The following is a 21813-nucleotide window of genomic DNA, read 5'->3' as shown; positions in this document are numbered from 1 at the left end:
ATGTATCTCAACAGACGAGTTCAGGTGCAGCTGGCCTTCTTTGCAGCGATCACGCTGCTGGCCGGCGGTGCCATGGCATTCGTATACCTCAGATTGCCAAGTCTGTGGTTCGGTGTCGGGCAGTACCACGTCACGTTGAACCTGCCCACCGCGGCGGGGCTTTACGCGAATAGCAACGTCACCTATCGCGGCACCGAGGTGGGCCGGGTCGAAGCAGTGCGACTTAGCGCCACCGGCGTCGACGTGGTGATGTCGTTGCGATCCGATATGAAGATTCCCGCCAACCTGGACGCGCAGGTGCACAGCCAGACCGCTGCAGGCGAACAGTTCGTCGAACTCGTGCCGCGCAGTGGCGACGGACCAAATCTGAAGAACGGCAGCGTGATCCCCGGGGACCGGACGCGGGTTCCCCCCGACATCAACACCCTGCTTCGTGCGACGAACAGCGGCCTTCAAGCGATTCCGCACGACAACCTCAAGACGGCGATCGACGAGTCCTACACCGCGGTCGGCGGGCTCGGCCCGGAGCTGTCGCGAATTGTGAAGTCGAGCACCGCGCTGGCCATCGATGCACATAGAAACCTGGACGCGCTGAACACTGTGATCGATCAGTCCAAACCAATCCTGGATACCCAAGTAGACACCGCCGATTCGATCCAGGCTTGGGCCTTCAACATCGCGCAGATAACCAAACAGCTGCAGACCGAAGATGATTCAGTCAAAGGCATCCTGAACACGGGCCCCGGAGCAGTCGACGAAGTTCGCCAGCTTTTCGACCGGCTGCAGCCGACCCTGCCCGTTCTGTTGACCAACCTGGTGAGCCTCGCCGATGTGGCTGTCGTCTACCAGCCCAACCTCGAGCAGCTCCTGGTGTTGTTGCCACGCGGAGTAGAAATGGTGCAGGGCGCAGGTCTGGCGAATCGCGACACAAAGCAGGACTACCGGGGGACGTACCTGTCGTTCAATCTGAATTTCAACCTGCCACCACCATGCACGACGGGATACTTGCCGGCCCAACAAGTCCGCCCCCCCAGCGAGGTGGATTACCCCGACCGCCCCGCGGGTGACCTCTACTGCCGGGTGCCTCAAGATTTCATGTTCAACGTCCGCGGAGCACGGAACCTACCCTGCGAAACCCGGCCAGCCAAACGCGCTCCGACCGTCAAGATGTGCGAAAGCGACGAAGACTACGTGCCGCTCAATGAAGGCTTCAACTGGAAGGGCGACCCGAACGCGACATTGTCGGGACAACCTGTGCCGCAACTTCGGCCGGGCACTCCGCCCCCAACTGCTACCCCGCCCAGCGTACCCGCCGGAGCTCTGCCGCCCATCGCGATAGCGCAATACGACCCCAGCTCTGGCACCTACACCGGACCTGATGGAAGGCAATACACGCAGTCCAATCTCGCTCCAAATACGCAGCCGCACAGCTGGCAGAATCTGCTGCTTCCTCCGAAAGGTCAGTGACGAGTGGCAACATCCGTTTCGGCCCCGCGACCGCGAGATGGTCGAGGCAGTAAGGGATTTGATGCCGCCTGCGTGCTGAGCGCGGGACCGACGTCACGAAATGGACAAGTATGTCGCACGGATGCCGACCGTGAATAGATTAGAAGCGTTGCACGACAGCTAGTTTGGGCGACAAGAGAAGACAGGGTGGAGTTCGTGACGAGGTCACCAACCGACTGCCAAACACGAGATCGCTTGGCGTACAAGGTGCGCTGGTCGAGTATTGCATCCCCGACGCAGAACGCGGAGCGGTCCACACAAGCACGGATAGACCTTTGCTCTCGGTCAGCGCAGGCGACCACGCCGCTGCCACGTCTTGTGCTGCGGTGTCCGCCCGCGCGTTGCCTCGCACGATCGACGTATCGCCAAGTTTCTGCGACATAGGAAGAGGGTTCACATGACCGATCACGATGAGATATGCCGGACGTGGGCGCATGCGTGGGGTCACGCAAGCCCGCGGGACTTTGCCGCCCAGTACACCGAAGACGGGGTGTATATCGACCACGCCTTCCGTATCGCAAGATCGGGGCGAGAGGCCATCGCGGAGCACAGCGCGATTTGGCACAACGCGGTCACGAACTTTGAGATGACCCCGCGCCAGATCTGGACGTCTACCGGTGGTGCGTTCATGACCTGGGTCGGCACGGGACATTTTGCTCGAGACCTCGCGGACATGGCGGCGACCGGGGCCGATTTTGTCTGCCACGGCGGGATCTGGCTGAACTTCGACGCCACGGGCAAGATCACCGTAAGCGAGGAGTACTACAGCACGACGTTCGCCCAAAAGGGAGGAGTGGAGACGTATCCACTCATTCCAGCAGGTCAGCCCGTAACGCCGGAGACCGCCGGCTAGGTGGTTTCCTCCCGGATACCTGGGTGCCGGCTCGCTTGGACCGGTCGCCACGGCGTCAGCCCCGTCCACCACGGGCGCGCGGCATTGCGGCACCGCGCCACCGGGAGTGAGGATCCCCTCGTTGTCCGCCGACTGCCAGGTGCGTCCGTGGCGTGCCGGCCGATGCCGAGTTGGAAAAAGGACGCGCTTCGGGAGATCGCGAAGGGAAGCCTCTAGGCCCGGAACGCCGGCGGGCAGCCGTTCGTCACCTAGAGCGTGTGCTGGGGGTCAGTGAACGGTTCGTCTGCCGCGTCACCGGGCAGCACCGGGCCGCCCAACGTCACAAAGCCGCCGCAGCGACACCAGCCGGTCCAGACGCCGCCCTGCGGGATTGGTTGCGCGCCTACGCCAAGGACCATCCTCGCCGAGGGTTCCGGCCCGCCTGCCATGACGCCCGCACAGAAGGCTGGGCAGTGAATCAACCGAACATCCAACGGCTTTGGCGCGACGAAGGGCTGCGGGTACCGCAGCGGCGGAAACTAAAACGACACGGTACCTCCACGACCCCGCCGACTGGAAACACGACTACAACCAACACCGCCGCCACTGCGTCTTGGGTTACCAACCCCCAGCGCGTTACGCCAGCCAACTGCACCCACTGCTGAACGCTCCAGTCCCGCCACCCGGCTAACAGCAGCGGATTCCAGACGCGCAGTGCGAAAATAGAAAGTGAGAAACCTTCGCAAGCTGCGAGGGTCGCCCCAGCACGACTACCTGTCTCCCTGTCTCCGCGGCCCCTTTGCGGTGATCGATTACGTGCCGGGGTGTCGCGTACGCGGCTTGGCAGATCGGGGTGGCAGGGTGCGCATGTGATCGCGAGTGCGGCTCATGATGTCACCGAGAGTTTGCACGTCCTGTGCCGAGAGCGAGTCGAAGAGAAGGTCACGCACCACCTGGATGTGGCCGGGCAGAACCCTGGCAAGAAGGGCTCGCCCCGCTGCGGTGATATCGACGATGATGGCCCGTTGATCGTGGGGACTTGCTGTGCGGGTGATGAGCCCTGCTTTCTCCAGTAGCCCGGCCTGATGGGTTAGACCACTGCGGCTGTAGACCACGCCATCGGCGAGGTCGGTCATGGTGAGCTGCCCGTCGGCATCGGCGAGTCGGGCCAAGACTTCGAACTGTACGTAGCTCAGAGCGCCCTCGGCCTGAAGCTGTTGTCGCACGGCGTATTGCAGCAGGCTGACCGCCTCGGTGAGCGCGAAATAGGTGCGCATCTGCTCGGGCTTGAGAGCTTTGGCCATCACGTCAGCATACTGCTTCGACATCGAAGCAGTGAGGCGCAGATCACACGGCATCCCCGGGAATTGATTCGATATCGAATCAAGTTAGAGCTTAGGTACCTGCTTCGATATCGAAGCACTCATTCGAGGAGGAAGATCATGAAGGCTGTGCGATACCACCGGTACGGCGGTAGCGAGGTTCTGCAATACGAGGACGTCCCCCGCCCAGTGCCGGGCCCGACGCAAGTGCTGGTGAAGGTGGCCGCCACCTCGTTCAACCCTGTCGACGCCGGAATCCGCGGCGGCTACCTGGCGCAGGTGTACCAGGTCAGCTTCCCGCACGTCCCCGGCGTCGACGTCGCGGGCACCATCGCCGAAATCGGGGAGGGCGTGGTGGGCTGGAAGGTCGGCGACGCCGTAGTGGCGTTTCTGCCGCTGGACGCCGACGGCGCTGCCGCCGAGTTCGCCCTCGTGCCGGCCGAATCGCTGGCCGCTGCACCAACTTCGGTGCCGCTGGCCGATGCCGCAGCCCTGCCGGAGCCCGCGCTGACGGCCTGGCAGGCGCTGTTCGAGATTGCCGGGCTCACCGGTGGGCAGTCGGTTCTGATCAACGGCGCCGCCGGCGCGGTTGGAGGGTATGCCATCCAGTTGGCCAAGCAGGCCGGAGCCGTCGTCACCGCCACCGCCAAGGCGCGTGATGCCGAGCGGCTGCGCGGCCTGGGGGCTGAGCACATCGTCGACTACGTCGACTACACCCGGTCACCGATCGAGGTCGAGGGCGCCCCGTTCGATGTGGTGCTCAACCTGGTCAGCACCACCGACGAGCAGACCGAAGCCCTCATCGGTGTGGTCGCCGACGACGGCTTCCACGTCGGCACCATGGTCTTCGGGCCGCAGGATCCGGACCGCGGAGTCCGCACGCAGCGGATCTTCGTGCGCAGCGACGCTGCCCAACTCGCTGGGCTGGTCAGCCGCGTCGACGCCGGACAACTGCGCATTGAGATCGCCGACCGCCGCCCGCTCGACCAGGCCGCGACTGTGCACGACGACTCCGATGCCGGCCGCCTGCACGGCAAGACCATCCTCATCCCCACCGAGGATGTGATCGCTCTCGGATCTCTGGATTCGAGACACCACGACTAGCGGGCCATACGCGGTCACCAAACGGTCAGCCCGCTACCCGGGACGTCGTACCCCTTGATGACTCTCGTCCGCCTTTGGACCAATTAACGGGGTCCGGCCAGCTGCTCAACGCCGGTCGCCGCGTCTTGTCGGTGTCAGGACCAGTTGTCGGACATCGCAACAGGCCTCGCCCGAGAGCGGCGAATCGACCAGATAGTTGAGCCAGGCTCTGATGAAACATAAGGAGCACTCGCGTAGTGAGTGCGCTCCGCAGAAGAAGGGGGAGTAAGGGCGTCGGCCGCGTCGGTACGGGCACGGAAATCGAGGTCATCCGTGGCGGTCAACGCAATCCCACGGAGGTATGGTCGCAACCATGATCGCACCCGCCGAGTTCCTTCTCACGCTGTGCGGAGTGCACCGCCACCATATCGGGGACGCCGTATGGTCCGGTTCCATGGTGCGGGTCCTTGAAGATGTGGGAATTCCGGAATCCGCATGCCGTGTTGCCTTGTCGCGTCTCACTGCTCGCGGCGTCGTGACCCGCGAAAATCGGGGTCGGTTGACCTTCTACCGAATTTCCGAGCGTGCCGCCAAGGCGTTCGACGAAACCGACCGGCGTGTGCTCGGCTTCGGTTTGGGCATAGATCCCGGCCATACAGTTGTTTGGCACACCCTGCCCGAATCGAATCGCGGTGACCGCACTCGTCTGTCACGTCGGCTTCGCTTCATTGGGTTCGGGGCTCTCCAGGATGGGACGTGGATTGCGTTGCAGGACAGATACAGCGACGCTGTCGGCATCGTCGCGAGGCTGGATCTAGCTGAATACTGCGTCGTTCTGAGCGGCAGCAACGCAGACCTGTCCAATCCCGGCCTCGTCGGCGCGGCCGCGTGGGACCTCGCCGGCGTGAAGGAAACCTACAAGGCATTCCTTCGCATGGTCGATCGAAAGAATGTGCCTCGCTCGAACCCTAAGGAAATCTTCCTGTTCCGAGCATTGATGGCCCACGAGTACCGAACGTTTCCGGCAATCGATCCCGAACGCGAGGGGATCGACGCTGAACTGGACGCCCTGCGTCGTAAGGTGGTTGCACGTTTCCACGAGCTGTTTTACAAACTGCAGCCCGTATCGGAGCAATACGCCAACGAGATTGCGATACCGACGAGTTGAGTGTCGAAAGGCCGAGCAACTGTGGTCAGTCCACTCCGGAGCGTGAGGGCCCGAGGCAAGACTGCCGCTGATTGTTGATCTTCTTGTGCGAGTTGCTAACTAGGGCGCGTTAACCCAGGCCGACGTCCGCAGGTCGGGTACCTGGCGGGCCGAGGAAGATAACGCCCGCTTCGGCCCCGTATTCCACCATCTTCTCCATCGGCGGGATGGGCGCCTCGTCGGGCGTCGGAAGACGTCGTTCGGTTGCTGGCTTAATCACATGAGCCACAAAGCGTTCGAATCCTGTTGGTGCGGTGATGGCTATCCATCGCGCGCCCTCCGGTGAGGTGACTTTGTAGCAGTGCGGAACTTCCTTTGGTAGGAGCACGAACTCTTCCGGTCCAATGACAGCCTGTTGATCACCCTGCCATATCGTGATTTCGCCTTCTAGGATGAAGAATGCTTCGTCTTCGTTCTTGTGAAGGTGCAGCGGGACATCGTCTCCACCAGGCCCGTGCATGATGCTGAATGTCCAGCGGTGCTCCGTGTCCGCCCCGCCGACAATCGTCTCGATGAGACTGTTGCCGAACCACACCAGGCCTCTGTCCTCGGCCCTGACGACCTTGCGTCGAGCGAGTTGATTGTCCGGAACATGGATATCAGTGGCTAACGACATATTAATATATATAACACCTCGGCGCAGTGGAGTGCAAGATAACTGATGGATGGTATCGACGGTGCAGTCTGAACATGCTGACAGTCACGGTGTTTCGTCGGAACCGCGCGGTGGCGCTGGCAGATGCGGACGGCATGCCATTGACCGCCGGTTGTTTGTGAGGTGCCGAGGATCTTGGGAAAGGTAACGTTGAATTCATGATTGCGCCCGCCGAATTCCTTCTGACGCTCGCGGGCGTACACCACCGCCACATCGGCCAAGCCGTCTGGTCCGGGGCGATGGTGCATGTTCTCAGCGAAGTCGGCATCCCTGAGTCGGCCTGTCGGGTTGCCTTGTCGCGTCTTACGGCTCGCGGCGTCGTCACTCGCGAGTATCGCGGTCGCCTTACCTTCTATCGGATCACGGACTCCGCTGCCGAAGTGTTCGACGCAACCGAGCGGCGAGTGGCTGCCTTCGGGCTCGGAGTTGAACCCGGATATACGATTCTCTGGCACACGCTGCCCGAGTCGAATCGCGGTGACCGCAACCGCCTTTCACGGCGACTCCGCTTCATCGGTTTCGGATCGGCACAAGATGGTATGTGGATCGCGCTGCAAGATCGATACGGTGAAGCCAACGAGATCGTCGATAGACTCGGACTCGGCAATCACTGCTCCGTGTTCTCCGGTCATGGTGCCGCCAATCCCGGCCTGCTCGCCGAGATCGCATGGGATCTGTCGGTCGCCAAGAAGGCCTACCGAGACTTTCTCTCCACCGTAGCTGTCAAGAACGTGCCGCGCTCAAACGTCCGGGATATCTTCATGTTTCGAGCGCTGATGGCCCATGAATACCGAACGTTTCCGATGCTCGATCCAGAGTGCGAAGGCCTCGACCCTGAACTGGACGCTCTGCGTTCCGAGGTGGTCGGACGCTTCCACGAGCTTTACGTCCGACTGCAAGCGAAAGCTGAGCAATACGCCAATGAGCTCGCGATACCCAAGCTCAAGTTGACGCTTACCTAGGCCCACCCGGCTGCTAGCAGCATGTGCGAGGCACGACCGGGCATCGACGGCGAGTACCGATGTCTCAATGTCCGACGGCTAGACGGCGCCTGCCCAGCGGCTACTGCGCTGGGGAGCAGTGCTGACCGAGCTGGTCCTGAGAACGGTCATCGGGCCGGCCCCAATACGTCTTCGACCGTACGTGACCAGCAGCGAACACGACGCCCCTTGATAGATATCATGTCACCATGCTTAAATGTAATCTATCGATCGCGGGCGGCTCGCATGCTCGGGCGACGAAAGGAGTCTCTCCCAATGACTGATCCCCAGGATTCGGTGGTTGTGGTCACCTCAAGTGAGCGTGAAACCTGGTGGTTTAACCAGAATCTGGTTGATGTGATCGCTGGTGGTGAGCAAACCGCCGGCGCCTACGCGATCTTCGAGCTTCTCGGGCCACCCGGCGACGAAGTGCCCGTACATCTGCACACCGACGAAGACGAAGCATTCCTGATTCTCGAGGGTGAGGTGACGGTGTGGGTCGGGGATCAGATGCGCGTCCTCAATCCCGGCGACTACGCGCTGATGCCGAGGCAGGTGCCCCACTGTTATCGCGTGAGTTTGACTGGCCCGGCTCGATGGCTGGGCATTACGTCTCCAGCAGGCTTTGAAGGGTTCGTACGCGAGGTCTCGGCTCCCGCAACTGAGCACCGATTGCCCGAACGGGTCGAGCCCCCGCCCGAGGCGCTGGCGGCGATGGGCGCGATCGCGGCCAAGTACGGGGTCAAATTTCTCGGCCGTGCGGGATCTCGGCCGTCGGATCTGAAGAGGAGCTAGGTCGATGAATGCGTTGCTTGCGGGGCTAGATTCCGAAGCGCTCAAATTAGTAAGCGTTGCAGATGCTTTGGTGCCAACTTTGGCCGAACACGCCGATGAGGTTGATGCCAGTGGCCACATCTCACCTGAGGTCTTCAAGCAGATCGTGGACGCCGGACTGCTGAGGGTATGTGTGCCCAAGCGGCTTGGTGGACATCAACAGAAGCTTCAGACGCAGTTGGCGATCAGCGCCGCGTTGGGGCGTGGGTGTGGATCCACCGCGTGGGTGACCCAAAATATCAGCTCGACAGCTCTTTTGGTCGGCAGGCTCAGCGAGCGGGCTCAACGCGAAATCTGGGAGCCGAATCCAGACATCGGGATCTGTGCTTCTCAGAGCCTGCCGACCGCTGTGACTCGCGTCGACGGTGGTTATCGCATTTCGGGTCGTTGGGGATTCTTGTCCGGTGTCGAACAGGCTGGCTGGGCAGGGCTCATGATGCCAGTGTTCGACGACCCGTCGTCCCCGGAAATGCTGATGGGCCTGCTCCCGGTCGCCGATCACACCATCTCGCCCACTTGGAACGTGATCGGGATGCGGGGGACTGCCAGCAACACCTTGGTGGTCGAGGACTATTTCGTGCCGGATCACCGGGTCCTCTCCTTCACAAAAGCAATGGCGGGTATCTGCCCGACCGAGTATCCGGACGAAGCGCTCTACCGAACGCCGGTTGCTCCTAGCCTCTCCCTGATCTTGTTAGGTGCCCCGATCGGGATAGCCCAAGCGGCCTTGGAGCATGTGTTGAACGCTGCCGACAAGCGTGGGATCGCCTACAGCACCTTCCCGTCGCAGAGTGCGTCCACGGGCTTTCAGCTGCAGATCGCAGAAGCAGCACTGAAGATCGACGCGGCGTGTCTTTTCGCCGCACAGTCGGCGCGGGACCTCGATGATGCTGCTGTAAACGGAGGTCAGCTTGACTATTCCTCCAGCACCCGCATACGAGCGAGTGTGGGCCACGCAAGTCAGCAACTCCGTGAGGCCCTGCAGATTCTGGTCAACGCACACGGGACCGCGACGTTCGGCGAATCCAACCCACTTCAACGGATGTGGCGTGATCTCAATACAGCCACTAGCCACGGCATGCTCACGCCAACACTCGGCTACGAAGTTTTGGGCAAGGCGTTAGTAGGTAGCGAGGAACGAGTTGCTCCACTGGTGTAATGCCGACGGCGGAGTGAAAACAGCGGCGAACCGTCCACGAGAGTTCAAGTAAGAGGAGCATTAGTATGGTCGCCCCATGCCCAAGAATCACCCAAACCGAGGTTGACCGAAGCATTTTCGCCGATGATGACATATACCGACTCGAAATGCAGCGGTTGTTCCACGACGGGTGGACATTTGTCGGGCTGGAAGCCGAGATCCCGAGTCCGAGCGATTTTCGACGCTCGTGGATGGGCGAGCTACCGGTCATCATGACCAGGTCGCGGGACGGTTCGGTGCACGTCCTCGAGAACGCGTGCAGTCATCGCGGCGCGCTGGTCGCACTCGAAAGACGGGGAAACTGCCGGACATTCACGTGCCCATACCATCAGTGGGTTTTCGGGCAAGACGGTCGACTACTCGGCGTTCCGATGCGCAAGAATTACACCGACGGTCAGTACCGAGAAAGGGGCGGGTTGCGCGCCGCCCGCGTGGAGACATTCGCTGGCTTGGTATGGGCGACGTTCTCCGACCAAGTCGGCTCACTTGCCGAATATTTGGCTGAAGCGGGCGATCACGTCGATCAGATGCTGCATGGCGGGGATGTGACATTGCTCGGCTATCACCGGTTTCAGGTGCGCGGGAATTGGAAGCTGTTCTGGGAGAACACGGAAGACGCATACCATGCTTCACTACTCCACAACTTCTCGCAGGCGCTCGGGATTTACACAGCCGGCGAGAACATCGCATTCGACAATGGCCATGGGGCAATCAAGTGGGAAATGACCTCGCTGTCCGATGACGCGATGCGAACTCACCTGGCGAGGGCGAAGTTTCAGATGAAGGACTTCACCATCTTTCAGAGTGACCGGCCGGCGGGCAGCTGGAACAGAGTGATTGGTCTGTTCCCCAACGCTCTCGTTCTCGAAGAGTGGGACATGCTCAACGTGCGTCAGATTGTGCCACGAGGGCCAAACTGTGTGGAACTGAACACTGTGGCGCTCGGGTTGCACGGTGAGTCTTCCGAAAAGGCGAAAAAGCGAGCCCGCGATTACGGAAACTTCTTTGGCCCCGCCGGCTTCGCCGGTCGCGACGACGTTGTGGCTGTCGCCGCCGTGCAGGCAACGGCGCGCGTATCCGGCGTCGATAGCAGCTTCATGGCGCTGGGCGACCTCAGCAAGCGCAGCGGGGACCTGGACGGTGAATACACCGTCCGAGCCTTCTATGACGAGTACCGGATCAGGATGGGGTGGTGACAGTGACTGAAGTTGAACGCAACGGCGCCGCCGAAACCGACATTCCGGATCGGGAGCGCGAATCGGTGCCGCGGGAAGAAGTGCTCCGCCTGCTCCATCGAGCGTGTACGACACTGGACGAGCGCCGCTATCGCCACTGGATCGATCTGTTCGCGCAGAACGGACGGTACATCGCGATCTCGTTGGAGAATTTCGAAAATGGTTGGCCCCTGGCCGTTATCGATGACAATCGGTCGAGCATGCTCGACCGCGCAGAGATGATCGAAAAGTACTGGTCGATCGAACCGAGCCGCACCCGGCGAATGGTCTCCAATGTCGAGATCGACGTTGCCGAGCCGAACCTGCTCAAAGTGCGCTCTGCGTTCGTCGTCTACGTCACCAACTCGGTGGGACAGGTTGAGATTCAGGCCACAGGCACCTACTACGACGAAATCTGTCATACCGACCGCTGGCGTTTCTTGCGCCGCACCGCCGTGCACGACAACGACCTCCTGACCCACCCGGTCACCTACCCGCTATGACGCCATGAGATCCGACCCAAATCAGTCGCTGTAGGACGGACGAAATGAATTGGTGCGCATGACCAATATCAGCACAGTGTGCCGTGACCTCATCCGGTGCTGGGTCGAGACCCAAGCGATCAGAATCGGAAAGGACATCAAATGACGCATGAAATGAGCGGCCGGTGCTAGCCGGGCGGACCGACGAACCCCTCGAACCGCGGGGAGGCGACCGGCTGTGACGGCTCCACCCACCGCGCCGACGCGATTGACGATCGCCGCACCCGAAGCGCAGTTAGACGACAGCATGATGGCACTTCGTGGCCGTGCCGGAGAAGTACTGCTGGACACCATACTTCGGCTCGGCTGGACAGCGCCCTATGCCTGCCGACGCGGCGGCTGTGGCGCCTGCCTTGTCCGACTCCACCACGGGCGGGTCCGCCATGGGCCACACACCGAAAGGGCACTCCGCCAATTCGGCGAACCAGGAGAAAGGAAGGCGTTGGCTTGTCGCGCAGTACCAACAACTTCGGTCGTGGAGGTCGAGTTCTACGGCGGTAAAGCGCGGCGAGTCATGTCACCAGCGAATCTTGGGCACATCGATCTTAAGGAGCCGCAACGATGACCGTACTGCGCTTAGGCTATGTACATTTGGCCGTGACCGACATGGCGGAGGCACACAACCATTACGCCGAGGTGGTCGGTTTAGCGAAAAGTCAGCACACCGCCGACCATATTTACCTCAAGGGGTGGGACGAGTGGGACCATCACTCGCTGGTCCTCGAGGAGGGCGACGGCGGGCTGACCGCGATGGGCTGGAAGGTCTCCGACGTCGACGCCCTTGGAAAGGTCGAGCAGGCAGCCCAACGATTCGGGGCCACGGTGCGGCGCATCTCCCACGGAGAACGCACCGCAGTGGGGGATGGATTTCGATGTGAACTACCCAGTGGGCATGTTGCGGAGTTCTACTCCGAAATCGAGGTCGTAGGCACGGAGGTCGGGACCCTGAATCCGGATCCGTGGCCCCGCAAAGGATTGCGCGGTGTCGGCGCGCCTCGCCTGTCGCACCTCGCATTGTCATGCGACGATGTCGCCGGCATGGAGCGATTCATGGTCGAAGTGTGCGGATTCCACGCGACCGAGCGGATCGTCGCCGACCCGGAGAACCCCGAACCAATCGCCTCCTTCATGAGCTGCGGCGAACAAGCACACGACATAGCAATCCAGAAGGGTGAGGACGGACGGCTGCACCATATTGCGTATCAGGTTGAAAGCTGGAACGACGTATTGCATGCCGCGGATGTCTTATCCATGAACGACGTGCCGATCGATATTGGCCCGACACGGCACGGCATCACCCGCGGCGAGACGGTCTACTTCTTCGATCCGACTGGTAACCGGAACGAAGTGTTCGCCGGAGGATATCGATCGGGACCGGACATGCCCTGCATCACCTGGACGCTCGATCAGATGGCACGCGCAATCTTCTATCACGATCGCCGCCTCTCCGAGCAGTTCTTGACGGCGATGACGTGAGATGCACTGGGATGCAGCCCTTTACGACAGCGGAGAAATGATGTCTACAACGGCGACCGCCATGAGTGGCCGCGAGGTCGTCGCTCAAGCTGCCGACCGAATTGCTGAGGCGGTCCGTACGCAGCGACCTGTCGAACCGGTTCGAGACCTACTGGGGCTCGAGGACCTCGACCTCGCCTACGCCGTGCAACAGGAGTTGACGCGCCGCCGTGAAGTCGATGGTGGCGTGGTCGTCGGCCGGAAGATCGGTCTGACCTCGCGAGCAGTGCAGCAACAGTTAGGTGTCGATCAACCGGACTTCGGTGTGCTATTCGCAGATATGGACGTTTCCGGCGCCGCCGAGGTGCCCTCACGAAGATTGTTCCAGCCGAAGGCTGAAGCCGAAATCGCCTTCGTTCTAAAGGAGGATCTCGCCGACGGCGACCTCAGTGACGAACGCATACATGGTGCCGTCGACTACGCGCTCGCAGCACTGGAAATTGTCGACAGCCGAATAGTCGACTGGGACATCACTATCACCGATACCGTCGCAGACAATGCGTCCAGCGGTCTGTTCATCCTCGGTGATAAGCAACTGACGCTCGACGACTTCCTCCCAGTTGACGTGGAGATGCGCATGTACGTCGATGATGCACTCGTCTCTGAGGGCACCGGTGCCGCGTGCCTGGGCGATCCGCTCAATGCACTGTCGTGGTTGGCTCGAACCGCGAGACGGTACGGAAATCCGTTGCGGTCGAAACAGATAATTCTGTCTGGAGCGCTAGGTCCAATGGTGTCGGCACCCCCTGGCGCTCGTATCCGCGCCGACATCGGCCCGCTCGGCTCAGTATCCGCGACGTTCTCCTCGGAGGGTGCAAGTGGGTAAAACCGAAGTGGCGATCATTGGATCTGGAAACATCGGCACCGACCTCATGATCAAGGTGCTGCGACTGTCGGACTCCCTGGAAGTGGGTGCGATGGTGGGTATCGACCCGACGTCCGACGGCTTGGCCCGGGCGAATCGGTTGAACATCCCGACCACGCATGAAGGGATAGATGGCCTGATCGCGTTGCCGAATTTCGACGCGATCAAGATCGTGTTCGACGCCACTTCCGCCCAGGCGCACATCGCCAATGCCGCCAAGCTGGCCCCCTACGGGAAGAAGCTGATCGACCTCACGCCTGCCGCAATCGGTCCATTTGTGGTGCCGCCGGTGAATCTTGACGAGCACCTCGACGTAGGGATCGACAACGTCAACATGGTGACCTGCGGTGGTCAGGCGACTATTCCGATGGTGGCCGCCGTCTCAGCCGTTACTACCGTGCACTACGCGGAGATCGTCGCCTCCATCGCGTCAAAGTCGGCGGGTCCCGGCACCCGGGCCAACATCGACGAGTTCACCGAGACGACGTCGCATGCCATTGAGTCCGTGGGGGGAGCGGCATCCGGCAAAGCTATCATCATTCTCAATCCAGCCGAACCGCCAATGATTATGCGAGACACCGTGTTCTGTCTGGTAGGCGACGCCGACCACGATGCCATCCGCGCTTCCGTTGCCGACATGGTCGAACGCGTCGCCCAGTACGTGCCGGGCTACCGCCTCAAGCAGGAGGTGCAGTTCACCCCCATAGATGCCGCTGAGCCGGTGCACACGCTGATGGGCCAAGGCTCCGGCCCGGTCACCACCCGCGTTTCGGTCTTTCTGGAGGTTGAAGGTGCGGCCCACTATCTGCCCGCATACGCCGGCAATCTCGACATCATGACCTCGGCGGCGTTGCGTGTCGCCGAGTCCATCGCCCTGCACAGGGTTCATTAGATGACCGCCAAACTTTACGTCCAAGATGTCACCCTGCGCGATGGCATGCATGCCATCCGCCACCGCATAGATCCCGGCGACGTCGGTCGTATCGTCGCCGCCTTGGACGCTGCCGGGGTCGACGCTATCGAGGTGGCCCATGGTGACGGTCTGGCCGGCGGTTCGGTGAACTACGGTCCCGGCAGTCACACCGACTGGGAGTGGATCGAGGCCGCTGCGAACAACATTCGTAAGGCGAAGCTGACTACCTTGCTGCTACCGGGTATCGGTACCATCGCCGACCTGCGCCGCGCCTATGAGCTGGGAGTGCGGTCGGTGCGGATTGCCACGCACTGCACTGAAGCCGACATAGCCGCTCAACACATTGCCACAGCTCGAGAGCTCGGCATGGATGTCTCCGGATTTCTCATGATGAGCCATATGGCGTCGTGGAGCGAGCTAGCCCGCCAGGCCAAGTTGATGGAATCGTATGGCGCACAATGTATATACGTCACCGACTCGGGCGGCCGACTCACCATGAACGATATGCGCGAACGGGTCCGTGCCTACCGGAGCGTGCTTGACCCCGCGACTCAGATCGGCGTGCACGCTCACGAAAATCTTTCGCTATCGGTGGCCAACAGCGTGGTCGCGGTCGAGGAGGGTGCAACGCGCGTGGATGCTTCGCTCGCGGGCCAGGGTGCCGGCGCCGGCAATTGCCCCATCGAGCCGTTTGTCGCGGTCGCGAATCTTATTGGATGGCAGCATAATTGCGACCTATTCGCGCTGCAGGACGCCGCCGACGACCTGGTCCGTCCGCTACGTGATCGGCCAGTGCAGGTCGATAGAGAGACTCTCACCCTAGGGTATGCCGGTGTCTACTCATCGTTTCTGCGCCATGCGGAGGTCGCCGCGCAGCGCTACGGCATCGATGCCCGCACGCTGCTGCTCGAGGTTGGCCGACGCTGTCTCGTCGGCGGCCAGGAGGACTTGATCGTCGATATCGCAATAGACCTCGTCGGAGAGAAGAGGCGGATGTACGGGCATCTTGGGTCGTCTCGGCGTATTCCCAAGCGCGACAGGAGTCGTGGTCCTCGATCCGACCAAGATCGGTCGACTACCAATCACATTGAAACAGACGGCGACACGAGTCGTGATTCGACAGAAAGGTCATGATGAAGCAAGACATTCGACCAGCTCCTGAACGTGTCCTGGTGTTTGGCGCCAGTGGCCATGTTGGTGGCCCGTTGGCCCGGACGGTGATGGCATCTGAGCGCGCACCAGCGCTGCGGCTGGTCTCGAGCTCTAATGAGAAGGCCGCGGAATTGGCGAAGGAGTTTCCGACCGCAGAAGTCGTGCAGGCCAACTACACCGACCTGCAGAGCTTGGTCACCGCGTTCGATGGTGTCGACGCGGCGTTCCTGATCACACCGGACTTCAAAGTCGATGAACGCCAGGTAATGATCAACATCAGCGCGGCCGCGCACGCCTCTGGCAGACAACCGCATCTGGTCAAACTCGTAGGCGTGACGATCGGAATAAACAACGTCAATGAGCTCCGCACCGCATTGCGCGACACAGCCGGACCATCGTTGCAGTACCAACAAGCGCGCGCGGTATTGAACGCATCGGGCCTGCCGGTGACCTTCTTGAACTGCTTCGCCAACTTCATGGACGACTTCCTGACCGTGTGGTTTCCGTCGGTGCTGACTCGCCGTGTGTTGGCAGCCCCCTACGACCGAAGCTCATCGTTCATCGATACGCGCGACCTAGGAGAGGCAGCCGCCCGGCTACTGTTGGAGCCACACAATCGTGATCACGACGGGTACATGCGTCACGTGACCGGTACGGAGCGACTCCGATTCTCTGATGTCGCCAAAGTCATGACGGACGTCCTCGGTGTGCAGATCGCCTACGAAGATGATCCGCACAGGTTCACGGATGAGCTCGGTGGGCTCATGGCGGCACAGTTCGGCGCCGGCTCCCTCGAATGGTTTCTCGCGTTCTCCGAAAACGAGCAGAAGGAGGAGCCGTTGTTCATCCTGACCGACGAGTTGCGACGACTGCTGGGCCGAGAGCCACGCGCGTTGCGCGACTTCATCAGCGAGCACAGGCATGCTTTTCTCGGGCAGGCTTCCGTCGCAGCCGTAGACAATCGCGGGTGAGGCTCGTCGGCCGACCGGCGCTGGCCTGACCCCGGTTCATCACCCGCTTGCGGCCTGTCATTCAGCAGCGCTGCGGTGCGACAACGGCCGGTCGGCACTTCATCCCGCGAGGCGGGCCCGGCAGCATCAACAGGTTCTGGTCACTGGACCAAACCCGGCTGTCCATCGGCGATTGGAAAGACGACTGCAACCACCACTCCAGCCCGGGGTACCAGCGGTCGACTCGCTGCGCTGCGACCTGCACACACCGACGACCGGCGCACGGAACTGTCGACCAGCCCGGACGAGGACCCACAGGGGGAGCGTTCGCCATTACCAACCGACACCACACGAAACACAGGTGCCAGCGGTGAAGCGCATCGCCATTCTTGGCCGTGGTGGCGCCGGCAAATCAACACTGGCACAACACCTCGGGAGAATTCTCGAGACCCCCGCGCCCCTACGACACCAACCTCGCCCCCCGCCTTTCCGCTGCAGACACCATCGTCATCCTCGACTTTTCACTCTGGCGCTGCACATGGCGAACGGTGCGCCGCTTACGCGAAACACGCAAATGTGTTCACCCTGCACAATCCCAGCGAAGTGCGCCGATTCCTCGACGCGGCCGCAACTGAGTGACCAACAGCCAACTCCTGGGCCGACAACCCAACGCCCGCAGTAACTATCGACTCTCACCCGCAGCGGACCAGTTCAGGGGTCCCGACCGAGCCGCAATAACCTACCGGACTTCCGCGCGACCTCGGTCGGACGCCGCGGCAAGGGGACAGCCCAACGAACCACAACTGGGTTCACGTGTGGTGAGCGTCGAATATCGAGGTTGTCTCCTAGGGCAGGTCCCGCGCTGCCGCTGCCGCGCATAGCAATTGGTGGGTCGTAATGAACTTGACCCTCGGTCGTCCATCCCGCTGGCCGGCGCGACGCTCGTCGCGATCGATTGCCTTCCAGCCGGCGTACGGGACAGCATCCGGCTTGCGTTTGCGGACGACTTCGGCGATCGCATCGGCAGAAAGGGTGGTGGAGGTGGCCAGCCGGCCCATGGATGCATCCGTCAGCAAGGAATGGACCGTCTCACGAGCGCACTTCTTGTTGGTTCCGATTATCCCGGTGGGTCCGCGTTTGATCCAGCCGGCGACGTAGGCACCCGGCACCACCCTATCTGCGTCGACGACGCGGCCAGCTCGATGCGGAACGACACATCGGCGATCGTCGAATGGCAGCCCGACGATGGGGCTACCCTGGTAGCCGATCGCACTTAGCACCAGCCCCGTGTCAATGACCGATTCCTCTCCGGTGGTGTGGATTTCGAGATGTCCATCGGCGTGGCATTCCAATTCGTTGCGAGCGACTACGATCCCCTCGACTTGCTCGGCGCCCAGCAGCCTGATAGGTGATGTGAAGAACCGGAACACTATTCGCTTCCGCCCGTCACGCTGCTGACGTTCGGCCAACTGGCGCAGCGTCTGCATTTTGCGCACCATCGTCGGGTCGCCGGTGCCGACCACCGTGTCCTGATATTGGCTCTGGAGGTCACTGTCAATGATCACATCGGCCGAGTCCAGATGGCCAAGTTCCTCCAGTTCGGGAGTGTTGAAAGCCGCATGGGCGGGACCCCGTCGACCAAGGATGACAACCTCACGAATCGCGCTGTCCTGCAGCATTTTCAATGCGACATCGGAGATATCAGTCTGCTGCAGCGTGCCGACATCGAGAGTGAGGATCCTTGCAACATCAAGTGCGACATTTCCGTTGCCCACGATTACGGCCCGCGCTGACGACAGGTCGAAGTGGAGATGGCTGTAGTCGGGGTGGCCGTTGTACCACGCCACGAACTCCCTTGCGGAGAAGCATCCGCTCAGATCATCACCCGGTACAGCGAGCTCTCGACTGCCCGCCGCGCCGACAGCATAGATCACCGCGTCGTACCATTCGGCCAGCTCAGTGGGGGTGACATCCCGGCCGACTTCGACGTTTCCGAAGAAGCGGAAGCCCTGCCGGGCAGCTACCGCCTCAAACACCTTGCTCACGCGCTTCTTCTCTGGGTGATCAGGTGCCACGCCCGACCGCACGAGTCCCCACGGGGTGGGAAGGCGGTCGAACACGTCGACCTCGACCTGCCGGTCGACCATGTCAACGAGATTCCCGCCGAGGTAGGTGCCCGCCGGACTTTCGAGCAAGTGTCCGGCTGCGTACATTCCTGCCGGGCCGCTCCCCACAATCGCGACCCGCAGTGCGCGTTGGTCAAATCCCGTCATCGGCAAGGAAGTACTCGGCGTTGACCGTCGCGTAGTGGCTGAAGCGATTTGGTAGCCGGTCGGCCGCAAAGATCGCGTCGACCGGACAAGCTTCCATGCAAGCAGCGCAGTCTATGCATTCCTGCGGATTGATATGCATCTGTTCCGCACGGTCGAATTCGGCTTCGTCCGGCGTGGGGTGGATGCAGTCGACGGGACAGACCTCGACGCAGGAATAGTCGGCCACGCATGGTGCGGCGATGACGTAGGGCATCAGTTGGACCGTTCTTGGTTTGCGCGAAGGGGCCGCACCCGCACAGCCAGGCCGTTGAGCACAGCGTTTCCGCTGGGGACGTCCGTCTCGGCCGGTGTGTTGGCTGTGAGCCGGTTGTAGACAGATCCGCCGGCGGCGACGGCTCGCCGCCACTGGCCGCGATGGCCCCATCCCTGGGGCAATCCAACCGATCCGCACATCACCTCTTCGGTGACATGTGCTGGCGCTTCGGCCTTTCCGTGGCGGGAGGCGATTTCGACCAGGTCGCCCTCGTCGATGCCGAACGTGTTCGCGTCGTTTGGATGGATCTTTAGCCGTTGGACGCGATCACCGGCGATCAACTTCGGGACGTTGTGGAGCCACGAGTTGTGCGAACGGAATTCACGAACGCTGAAGACACGCAGCGGGTACTCGGGATCATTGCCGTCTGAGGTGGCCAGTAGGCGCTCGATCTCCGATTTGAAGAGCGGGTGATCGACATGCACGCGGCGGTCTTTGTGATTTACCCGTTTGGTTCGCACACCGGTCGGCAAGCCGTCGGCGAGTTTGACGCCGGCACCGGTGGCGAGGAGTTTCTTGCGGCTCAGGCCGCGCCGACGCAGGCCGAACAAGTCGCCTTCGGGTCCGAGGCGGAGCAGGATATCTACGCTCTGCGCCGGCGTGACGCGGATACCGAGTCGTCCCATGAGCTGAGCACCAGGCGCGGGTGACGGTACTTTGCCTATGCGTTTACAGATCTGGTCGATGATCCACCAGTCGTCGCGTGCCTCACCTTTAGGTGGCAGCGCAGCCGAAACCCACTGTGCGTAGGGCACGGCCGCGTGAGGCTGGGTGAAGATGGGCAGCCCCTCTCGTTCCAGCCACAAAGTTGGGGGGAGGAGGTAATGCGCGTGCCGGCTGGTGTCTGTGATGTAGGGATCCACCGAGACCAGCAGGTCGAGCTTTTGGAGAGCATGCTCTACCTCGTCCGATGCCGGCGCCGAGATCACGGGGTTGGATGACATTACGAGCATCGCCCGCAACTGTCCCTTGCCGGGCGTCAGGATTTCGCGGGTCAAACTCGCCAGCGGACTCGTTCCAAACACCTCGGGGATGCCATCCACTCGAGTGCGCCAGCGGGCGTAGCCGTTTATCTTCAGCAACCTCGTGAGCCGTTCGACTTCCAGCCATGGACGGCCGAAGCACCACCCACCGGGTCGATCGAGGTTTCCGGTGACGATGTTGAGCACGTCGATCAGGTACTTGGTCAGGGTGGCGAACGGACCCAATGACGCGCCGCATCGACCGTAGACAACTGCCGACGGTGCTGCCGCGAAGTCGACGGCAAGGCTGGTGATGCACTCTGCCGCGATCCCAGTCTCCCGCGCCGCTCGCTCGAGATCAACGGCACGGACCAACTCCGGTAGGGCGTCATGGCCCCGAGTCATCTGCTCCAGCGCCGCCGTGTCCTGCAGTCCCCGATCGAGGATGACCTTCAGCATCGCGGCCAGCAGCCATACGTCACCGTTGGGCCGGATTGGCAGGTGTTCGAACAATTCTGCGGTTTCTGTTCGTCGCGGATCGACGACGACGACGCGTCCACCGCGATCGGCAATGGCGAGCATCCGCTCGCGTACCCGGCCCTCGTTCATCATGCTGCCGTGCGAGACAACAGGGTTGGCGCCCAGACACAGAAAGAAGTCGGTGCGGGCTAGATCCGGGACCGGATTGACCAGATTGTGACCGTAGAGGAGCTGGCCGACGACATAGTAGTTGTTGACGTCGACAGAGGCCGAGATGAAGAAGTTCTTGGTCTTGAGCGCCGCGGCCATCCCGAATGCGTTGAGGAATCCGCCATAATTCCATGCCACGGGGTTGCCCGCGAGTATCCCGATCGACTCGGTCCCGTATTCGTTGATGATGGCGCGCAGCCGCTTTCCGATGTCATCTAGGGCCTCCACCCATGACACGCGCTCGAATGTTCCGTCGACGCGGCGCCGGAGCGGGTAGAGCACGCGATCAGGATCGGTGCGCACCGACGGGAACGCGATCCCCTTGGAACATGCGAATCCGCGCGAATTCGGGTGCTCGGCGTCAGGGCGCAGCGCGATGAGCTCGTCGCCGGACACCGTCGCGATCAGCCCGCAAGACGCTTCGCACAGCCCACAGAACAGGCGCTTCGACGACTGGTTCGGCAGTGTGGTCATCGACTTCTCGTCTCCAGTTTGGATGCTTATGGCGGCCGGTCGGCTGTCGCCCCTGACGGCGGGCGCTGATAGCCATCGATGTGAAACATCAGTCGTCGTAGCGACTGTCACGAAAGATTACACGACAGCAGGCTCCAGTGTAAGATAAAATCCCGAGCACGGGTGCGGTTACCGATTAGGCGCCTGAGTTGGGGTTCCCGTTGCCGACGGCAGGGTCCCTAAGGACAGGTTGAGAGGTGCGATGCTGCTACATACCACCAGCGGAACGGAGATCAGGGGCGGCGCGAGCGCCGGTGTCACGGCCTTCTGTGGAATGCGTTATGGGCAGCTGGC

The 21813-nt window shown here is 61.7% G+C and carries 18 protein-coding genes and 4 pseudogenes; 18 read left to right on the top strand and 4 right to left on the bottom strand.

Annotated elements, in window-relative coordinates; all coding sequences use genetic code 11:
- From VJV41_RS12310 to VJV41_RS12300, 3 genes and pseudogenes are all read left to right on the top strand, one after another.
- On the top strand, positions 1–1467 hold the full coding sequence (locus VJV41_RS12310; RefSeq protein ID WP_325334032.1) for an MlaD family protein: 1467 nt from the start codon (positions 1–3) through the stop codon (positions 1465–1467).
- A gap of 436 nt (positions 1468–1903) precedes the next feature.
- Positions 1904–2359, top strand: a complete 456-nt coding sequence (locus tag VJV41_RS12305; RefSeq protein WP_325334030.1) for a nuclear transport factor 2 family protein — start codon at positions 1904–1906, stop codon at positions 2357–2359.
- A gap of 158 nt (positions 2360–2517) precedes the next feature.
- Positions 2518–2910: pseudogene (locus VJV41_RS12300) on the top strand (IS3 family transposase); the annotation flags it as partial.
- A gap of 240 nt (positions 2911–3150) precedes the next feature.
- On the opposite strand, the gene VJV41_RS12295 reads toward VJV41_RS12300, so the two are convergent.
- Positions 3151–3642: a MarR family winged helix-turn-helix transcriptional regulator gene (locus VJV41_RS12295; RefSeq protein WP_325334028.1), complete on the bottom strand. Its 492-nt coding sequence runs from the start codon at positions 3640–3642 to the stop codon at positions 3151–3153.
- A 138-nt stretch (positions 3643–3780) separates the two neighbouring features.
- On the opposite strand from VJV41_RS12295, the gene VJV41_RS12290 reads away from it, so the two are divergent.
- Entirely contained in the window at positions 3781–4764 is a 984-nt protein-coding gene (locus VJV41_RS12290; protein ID WP_325334026.1) for an NADP-dependent oxidoreductase, read from the top strand.
- Positions 4765–5116: 352 nt separating this feature from the next.
- The gene (locus VJV41_RS12285) at positions 5117–5911 is read left to right on the top strand and encodes a PaaX family transcriptional regulator C-terminal domain-containing protein (protein WP_325334024.1); all 795 of its coding nucleotides are present in this window, start codon (positions 5117–5119) and stop codon (positions 5909–5911) included.
- 109 nt (positions 5912–6020) lie between these two features.
- On the opposite strand, the gene VJV41_RS12280 is transcribed toward VJV41_RS12285, so the two are convergent.
- Positions 6021–6566 (bottom strand): cupin domain-containing protein, encoded by a 546-nt coding sequence (locus tag VJV41_RS12280; RefSeq protein ID WP_325334022.1) that lies wholly within the window; start codon positions 6564–6566, stop codon positions 6021–6023.
- Positions 6567–6763: 197 nt separating this feature from the next.
- Between VJV41_RS12280 and VJV41_RS28960 the strand changes: the two are divergent.
- The 13 genes and pseudogenes from VJV41_RS28960 to VJV41_RS12230 form a co-directional block, all read left to right on the top strand.
- A pseudogene (locus VJV41_RS28960) lies at positions 6764–6964 on the top strand (hypothetical protein); the annotation flags it as partial.
- Positions 6965–6985: 21 nt separating this feature from the next.
- Positions 6986–7567 (top strand): PaaX family transcriptional regulator C-terminal domain-containing protein, encoded by a 582-nt coding sequence (locus VJV41_RS12275; protein ID WP_325334020.1) that lies wholly within the window; start codon positions 6986–6988, stop codon positions 7565–7567.
- Between the two features lie 294 nt (positions 7568–7861).
- Positions 7862–8380, top strand: coding sequence for a quercetin 2,3-dioxygenase (locus tag VJV41_RS12270; protein ID WP_325334018.1), 519 nt, complete (start codon positions 7862–7864; stop codon positions 8378–8380).
- Between the two features lie 4 nt (positions 8381–8384).
- Complete coding sequence (locus tag VJV41_RS12265; RefSeq protein ID WP_325334016.1) at positions 8385–9578, top strand: acyl-CoA dehydrogenase family protein; 1194 nt, start codon at positions 8385–8387, stop codon at positions 9576–9578.
- Positions 9579–9643: 65 nt separating this feature from the next.
- Positions 9644–9988 (top strand): annotated as a pseudogene (locus VJV41_RS28955) (aromatic ring-hydroxylating oxygenase subunit alpha); the annotation flags it as partial.
- Positions 9989–10813 (top strand): SRPBCC family protein, encoded by an 825-nt coding sequence (locus VJV41_RS12260; RefSeq protein WP_325334014.1) that lies wholly within the window; start codon positions 9989–9991, stop codon positions 10811–10813.
- Between the two features lie 2 nt (positions 10814–10815).
- Positions 10816–11334 (top strand): aromatic-ring-hydroxylating dioxygenase subunit beta, encoded by a 519-nt coding sequence (locus VJV41_RS12255; RefSeq protein ID WP_325334012.1) that lies wholly within the window; start codon positions 10816–10818, stop codon positions 11332–11334.
- Between the two features lie 286 nt (positions 11335–11620).
- Entirely contained in the window at positions 11621–11938 is a 318-nt protein-coding gene (locus VJV41_RS28950) for a 2Fe-2S iron-sulfur cluster-binding protein (RefSeq protein WP_414684942.1), read from the top strand.
- Complete coding sequence (locus VJV41_RS12250; protein WP_325334010.1) at positions 11935–12849, top strand: catechol 2,3-dioxygenase; 915 nt, start codon at positions 11935–11937, stop codon at positions 12847–12849. Before VJV41_RS28950 ends, VJV41_RS12250 begins: the two co-directional genes overlap by 4 nt.
- A 40-nt stretch (positions 12850–12889) precedes the next feature.
- Entirely contained in the window at positions 12890–13714 is an 825-nt protein-coding gene (locus VJV41_RS12245) for a 2-keto-4-pentenoate hydratase (RefSeq protein ID WP_325334008.1), read from the top strand.
- Positions 13707–14645: an acetaldehyde dehydrogenase (acetylating) gene (locus VJV41_RS12240; RefSeq protein ID WP_325334006.1), complete on the top strand. Its 939-nt coding sequence runs from the start codon at positions 13707–13709 to the stop codon at positions 14643–14645. The genes VJV41_RS12245 and VJV41_RS12240 overlap by 8 nt, the downstream gene beginning before the upstream one ends.
- Entirely contained in the window at positions 14646–15800 is a 1155-nt protein-coding gene (dmpG, locus tag VJV41_RS12235; protein WP_325334004.1) for a 4-hydroxy-2-oxovalerate aldolase, read from the top strand.
- Between the two features lie 38 nt (positions 15801–15838).
- The gene (locus tag VJV41_RS12230; protein WP_325334001.1) at positions 15839–16789 is read left to right on the top strand and encodes an NmrA family NAD(P)-binding protein; all 951 of its coding nucleotides are present in this window, start codon (positions 15839–15841) and stop codon (positions 16787–16789) included.
- Positions 16790–17613: 824 nt separating this feature from the next.
- On the opposite strand, the pseudogene VJV41_RS12220 reads toward VJV41_RS12230, so the two are convergent.
- A pseudogene (locus tag VJV41_RS12220) lies at positions 17614–19294 on the bottom strand (FAD-dependent oxidoreductase).
- A complete protein-coding gene (locus VJV41_RS12210; RefSeq protein ID WP_325333997.1) occupies positions 19294–21480 on the bottom strand; it encodes a molybdopterin-containing oxidoreductase family protein in 2187 nt (728 codons plus the stop codon). The pseudogene VJV41_RS12220 and the gene VJV41_RS12210 overlap by 1 nt, the downstream one beginning before the upstream one ends.
- Positions 21481–21813: the final 333 nt, after the last annotated feature.

Origin of the sequence: Mycobacterium sp., from assembly GCF_035274705.1 — a bacterium.
Lineage (GTDB): Bacteria > Actinomycetota > Actinomycetes > Mycobacteriales > Mycobacteriaceae > Mycobacterium.
This window is presented reverse-complemented; position numbering and strand designations above follow the sequence as displayed.

What these genes read in the sequence shown, in the direction of transcription:
- VJV41_RS12310 (WP_325334032.1), top strand. Translation starts at nt 1, where the DNA reads ATGTATCTCAACAGACGAGTTCAGGTGCAGCTGGCCTTCTTTGCAGCG.
- VJV41_RS12305 (WP_325334030.1), top strand. Translation starts at nt 1,904, where the DNA reads ATGACCGATCACGATGAGATATGCCGGACGTGGGCGCATGCGTGGGGT.
- VJV41_RS12295 (WP_325334028.1), bottom strand. Translation starts at nt 3,642, where the DNA reads ATGGCCAAAGCTCTCAAGCCCGAGCAGATGCGCACCTATTTCGCGCTC.
- VJV41_RS12290 (WP_325334026.1), top strand. Translation starts at nt 3,781, where the DNA reads ATGAAGGCTGTGCGATACCACCGGTACGGCGGTAGCGAGGTTCTGCAA.
- VJV41_RS12285 (WP_325334024.1), top strand. Translation starts at nt 5,117, where the DNA reads ATGATCGCACCCGCCGAGTTCCTTCTCACGCTGTGCGGAGTGCACCGC.
- VJV41_RS12280 (WP_325334022.1), bottom strand. Translation starts at nt 6,566, where the DNA reads ATGTCGTTAGCCACTGATATCCATGTTCCGGACAATCAACTCGCTCGA.
- VJV41_RS12270 (WP_325334018.1), top strand. Translation starts at nt 7,862, where the DNA reads ATGACTGATCCCCAGGATTCGGTGGTTGTGGTCACCTCAAGTGAGCGT.
- VJV41_RS12265 (WP_325334016.1), top strand. Translation starts at nt 8,385, where the DNA reads ATGAATGCGTTGCTTGCGGGGCTAGATTCCGAAGCGCTCAAATTAGTA.
- VJV41_RS12260 (WP_325334014.1), top strand. Translation starts at nt 9,989, where the DNA reads ATGCGCAAGAATTACACCGACGGTCAGTACCGAGAAAGGGGCGGGTTG.
- VJV41_RS28950 (WP_414684942.1), top strand. Translation starts at nt 11,621, where the DNA reads ATGATGGCACTTCGTGGCCGTGCCGGAGAAGTACTGCTGGACACCATA.
- VJV41_RS12250 (WP_325334010.1), top strand. Translation starts at nt 11,935, where the DNA reads ATGACCGTACTGCGCTTAGGCTATGTACATTTGGCCGTGACCGACATG.
- VJV41_RS12245 (WP_325334008.1), top strand. Translation starts at nt 12,890, where the DNA reads ATGTCTACAACGGCGACCGCCATGAGTGGCCGCGAGGTCGTCGCTCAA.
- dmpG (WP_325334004.1), top strand. Translation starts at nt 14,646, where the DNA reads ATGACCGCCAAACTTTACGTCCAAGATGTCACCCTGCGCGATGGCATG.
- VJV41_RS12210 (WP_325333997.1), bottom strand. Translation starts at nt 21,480, where the DNA reads ATGACCACACTGCCGAACCAGTCGTCGAAGCGCCTGTTCTGTGGGCTG.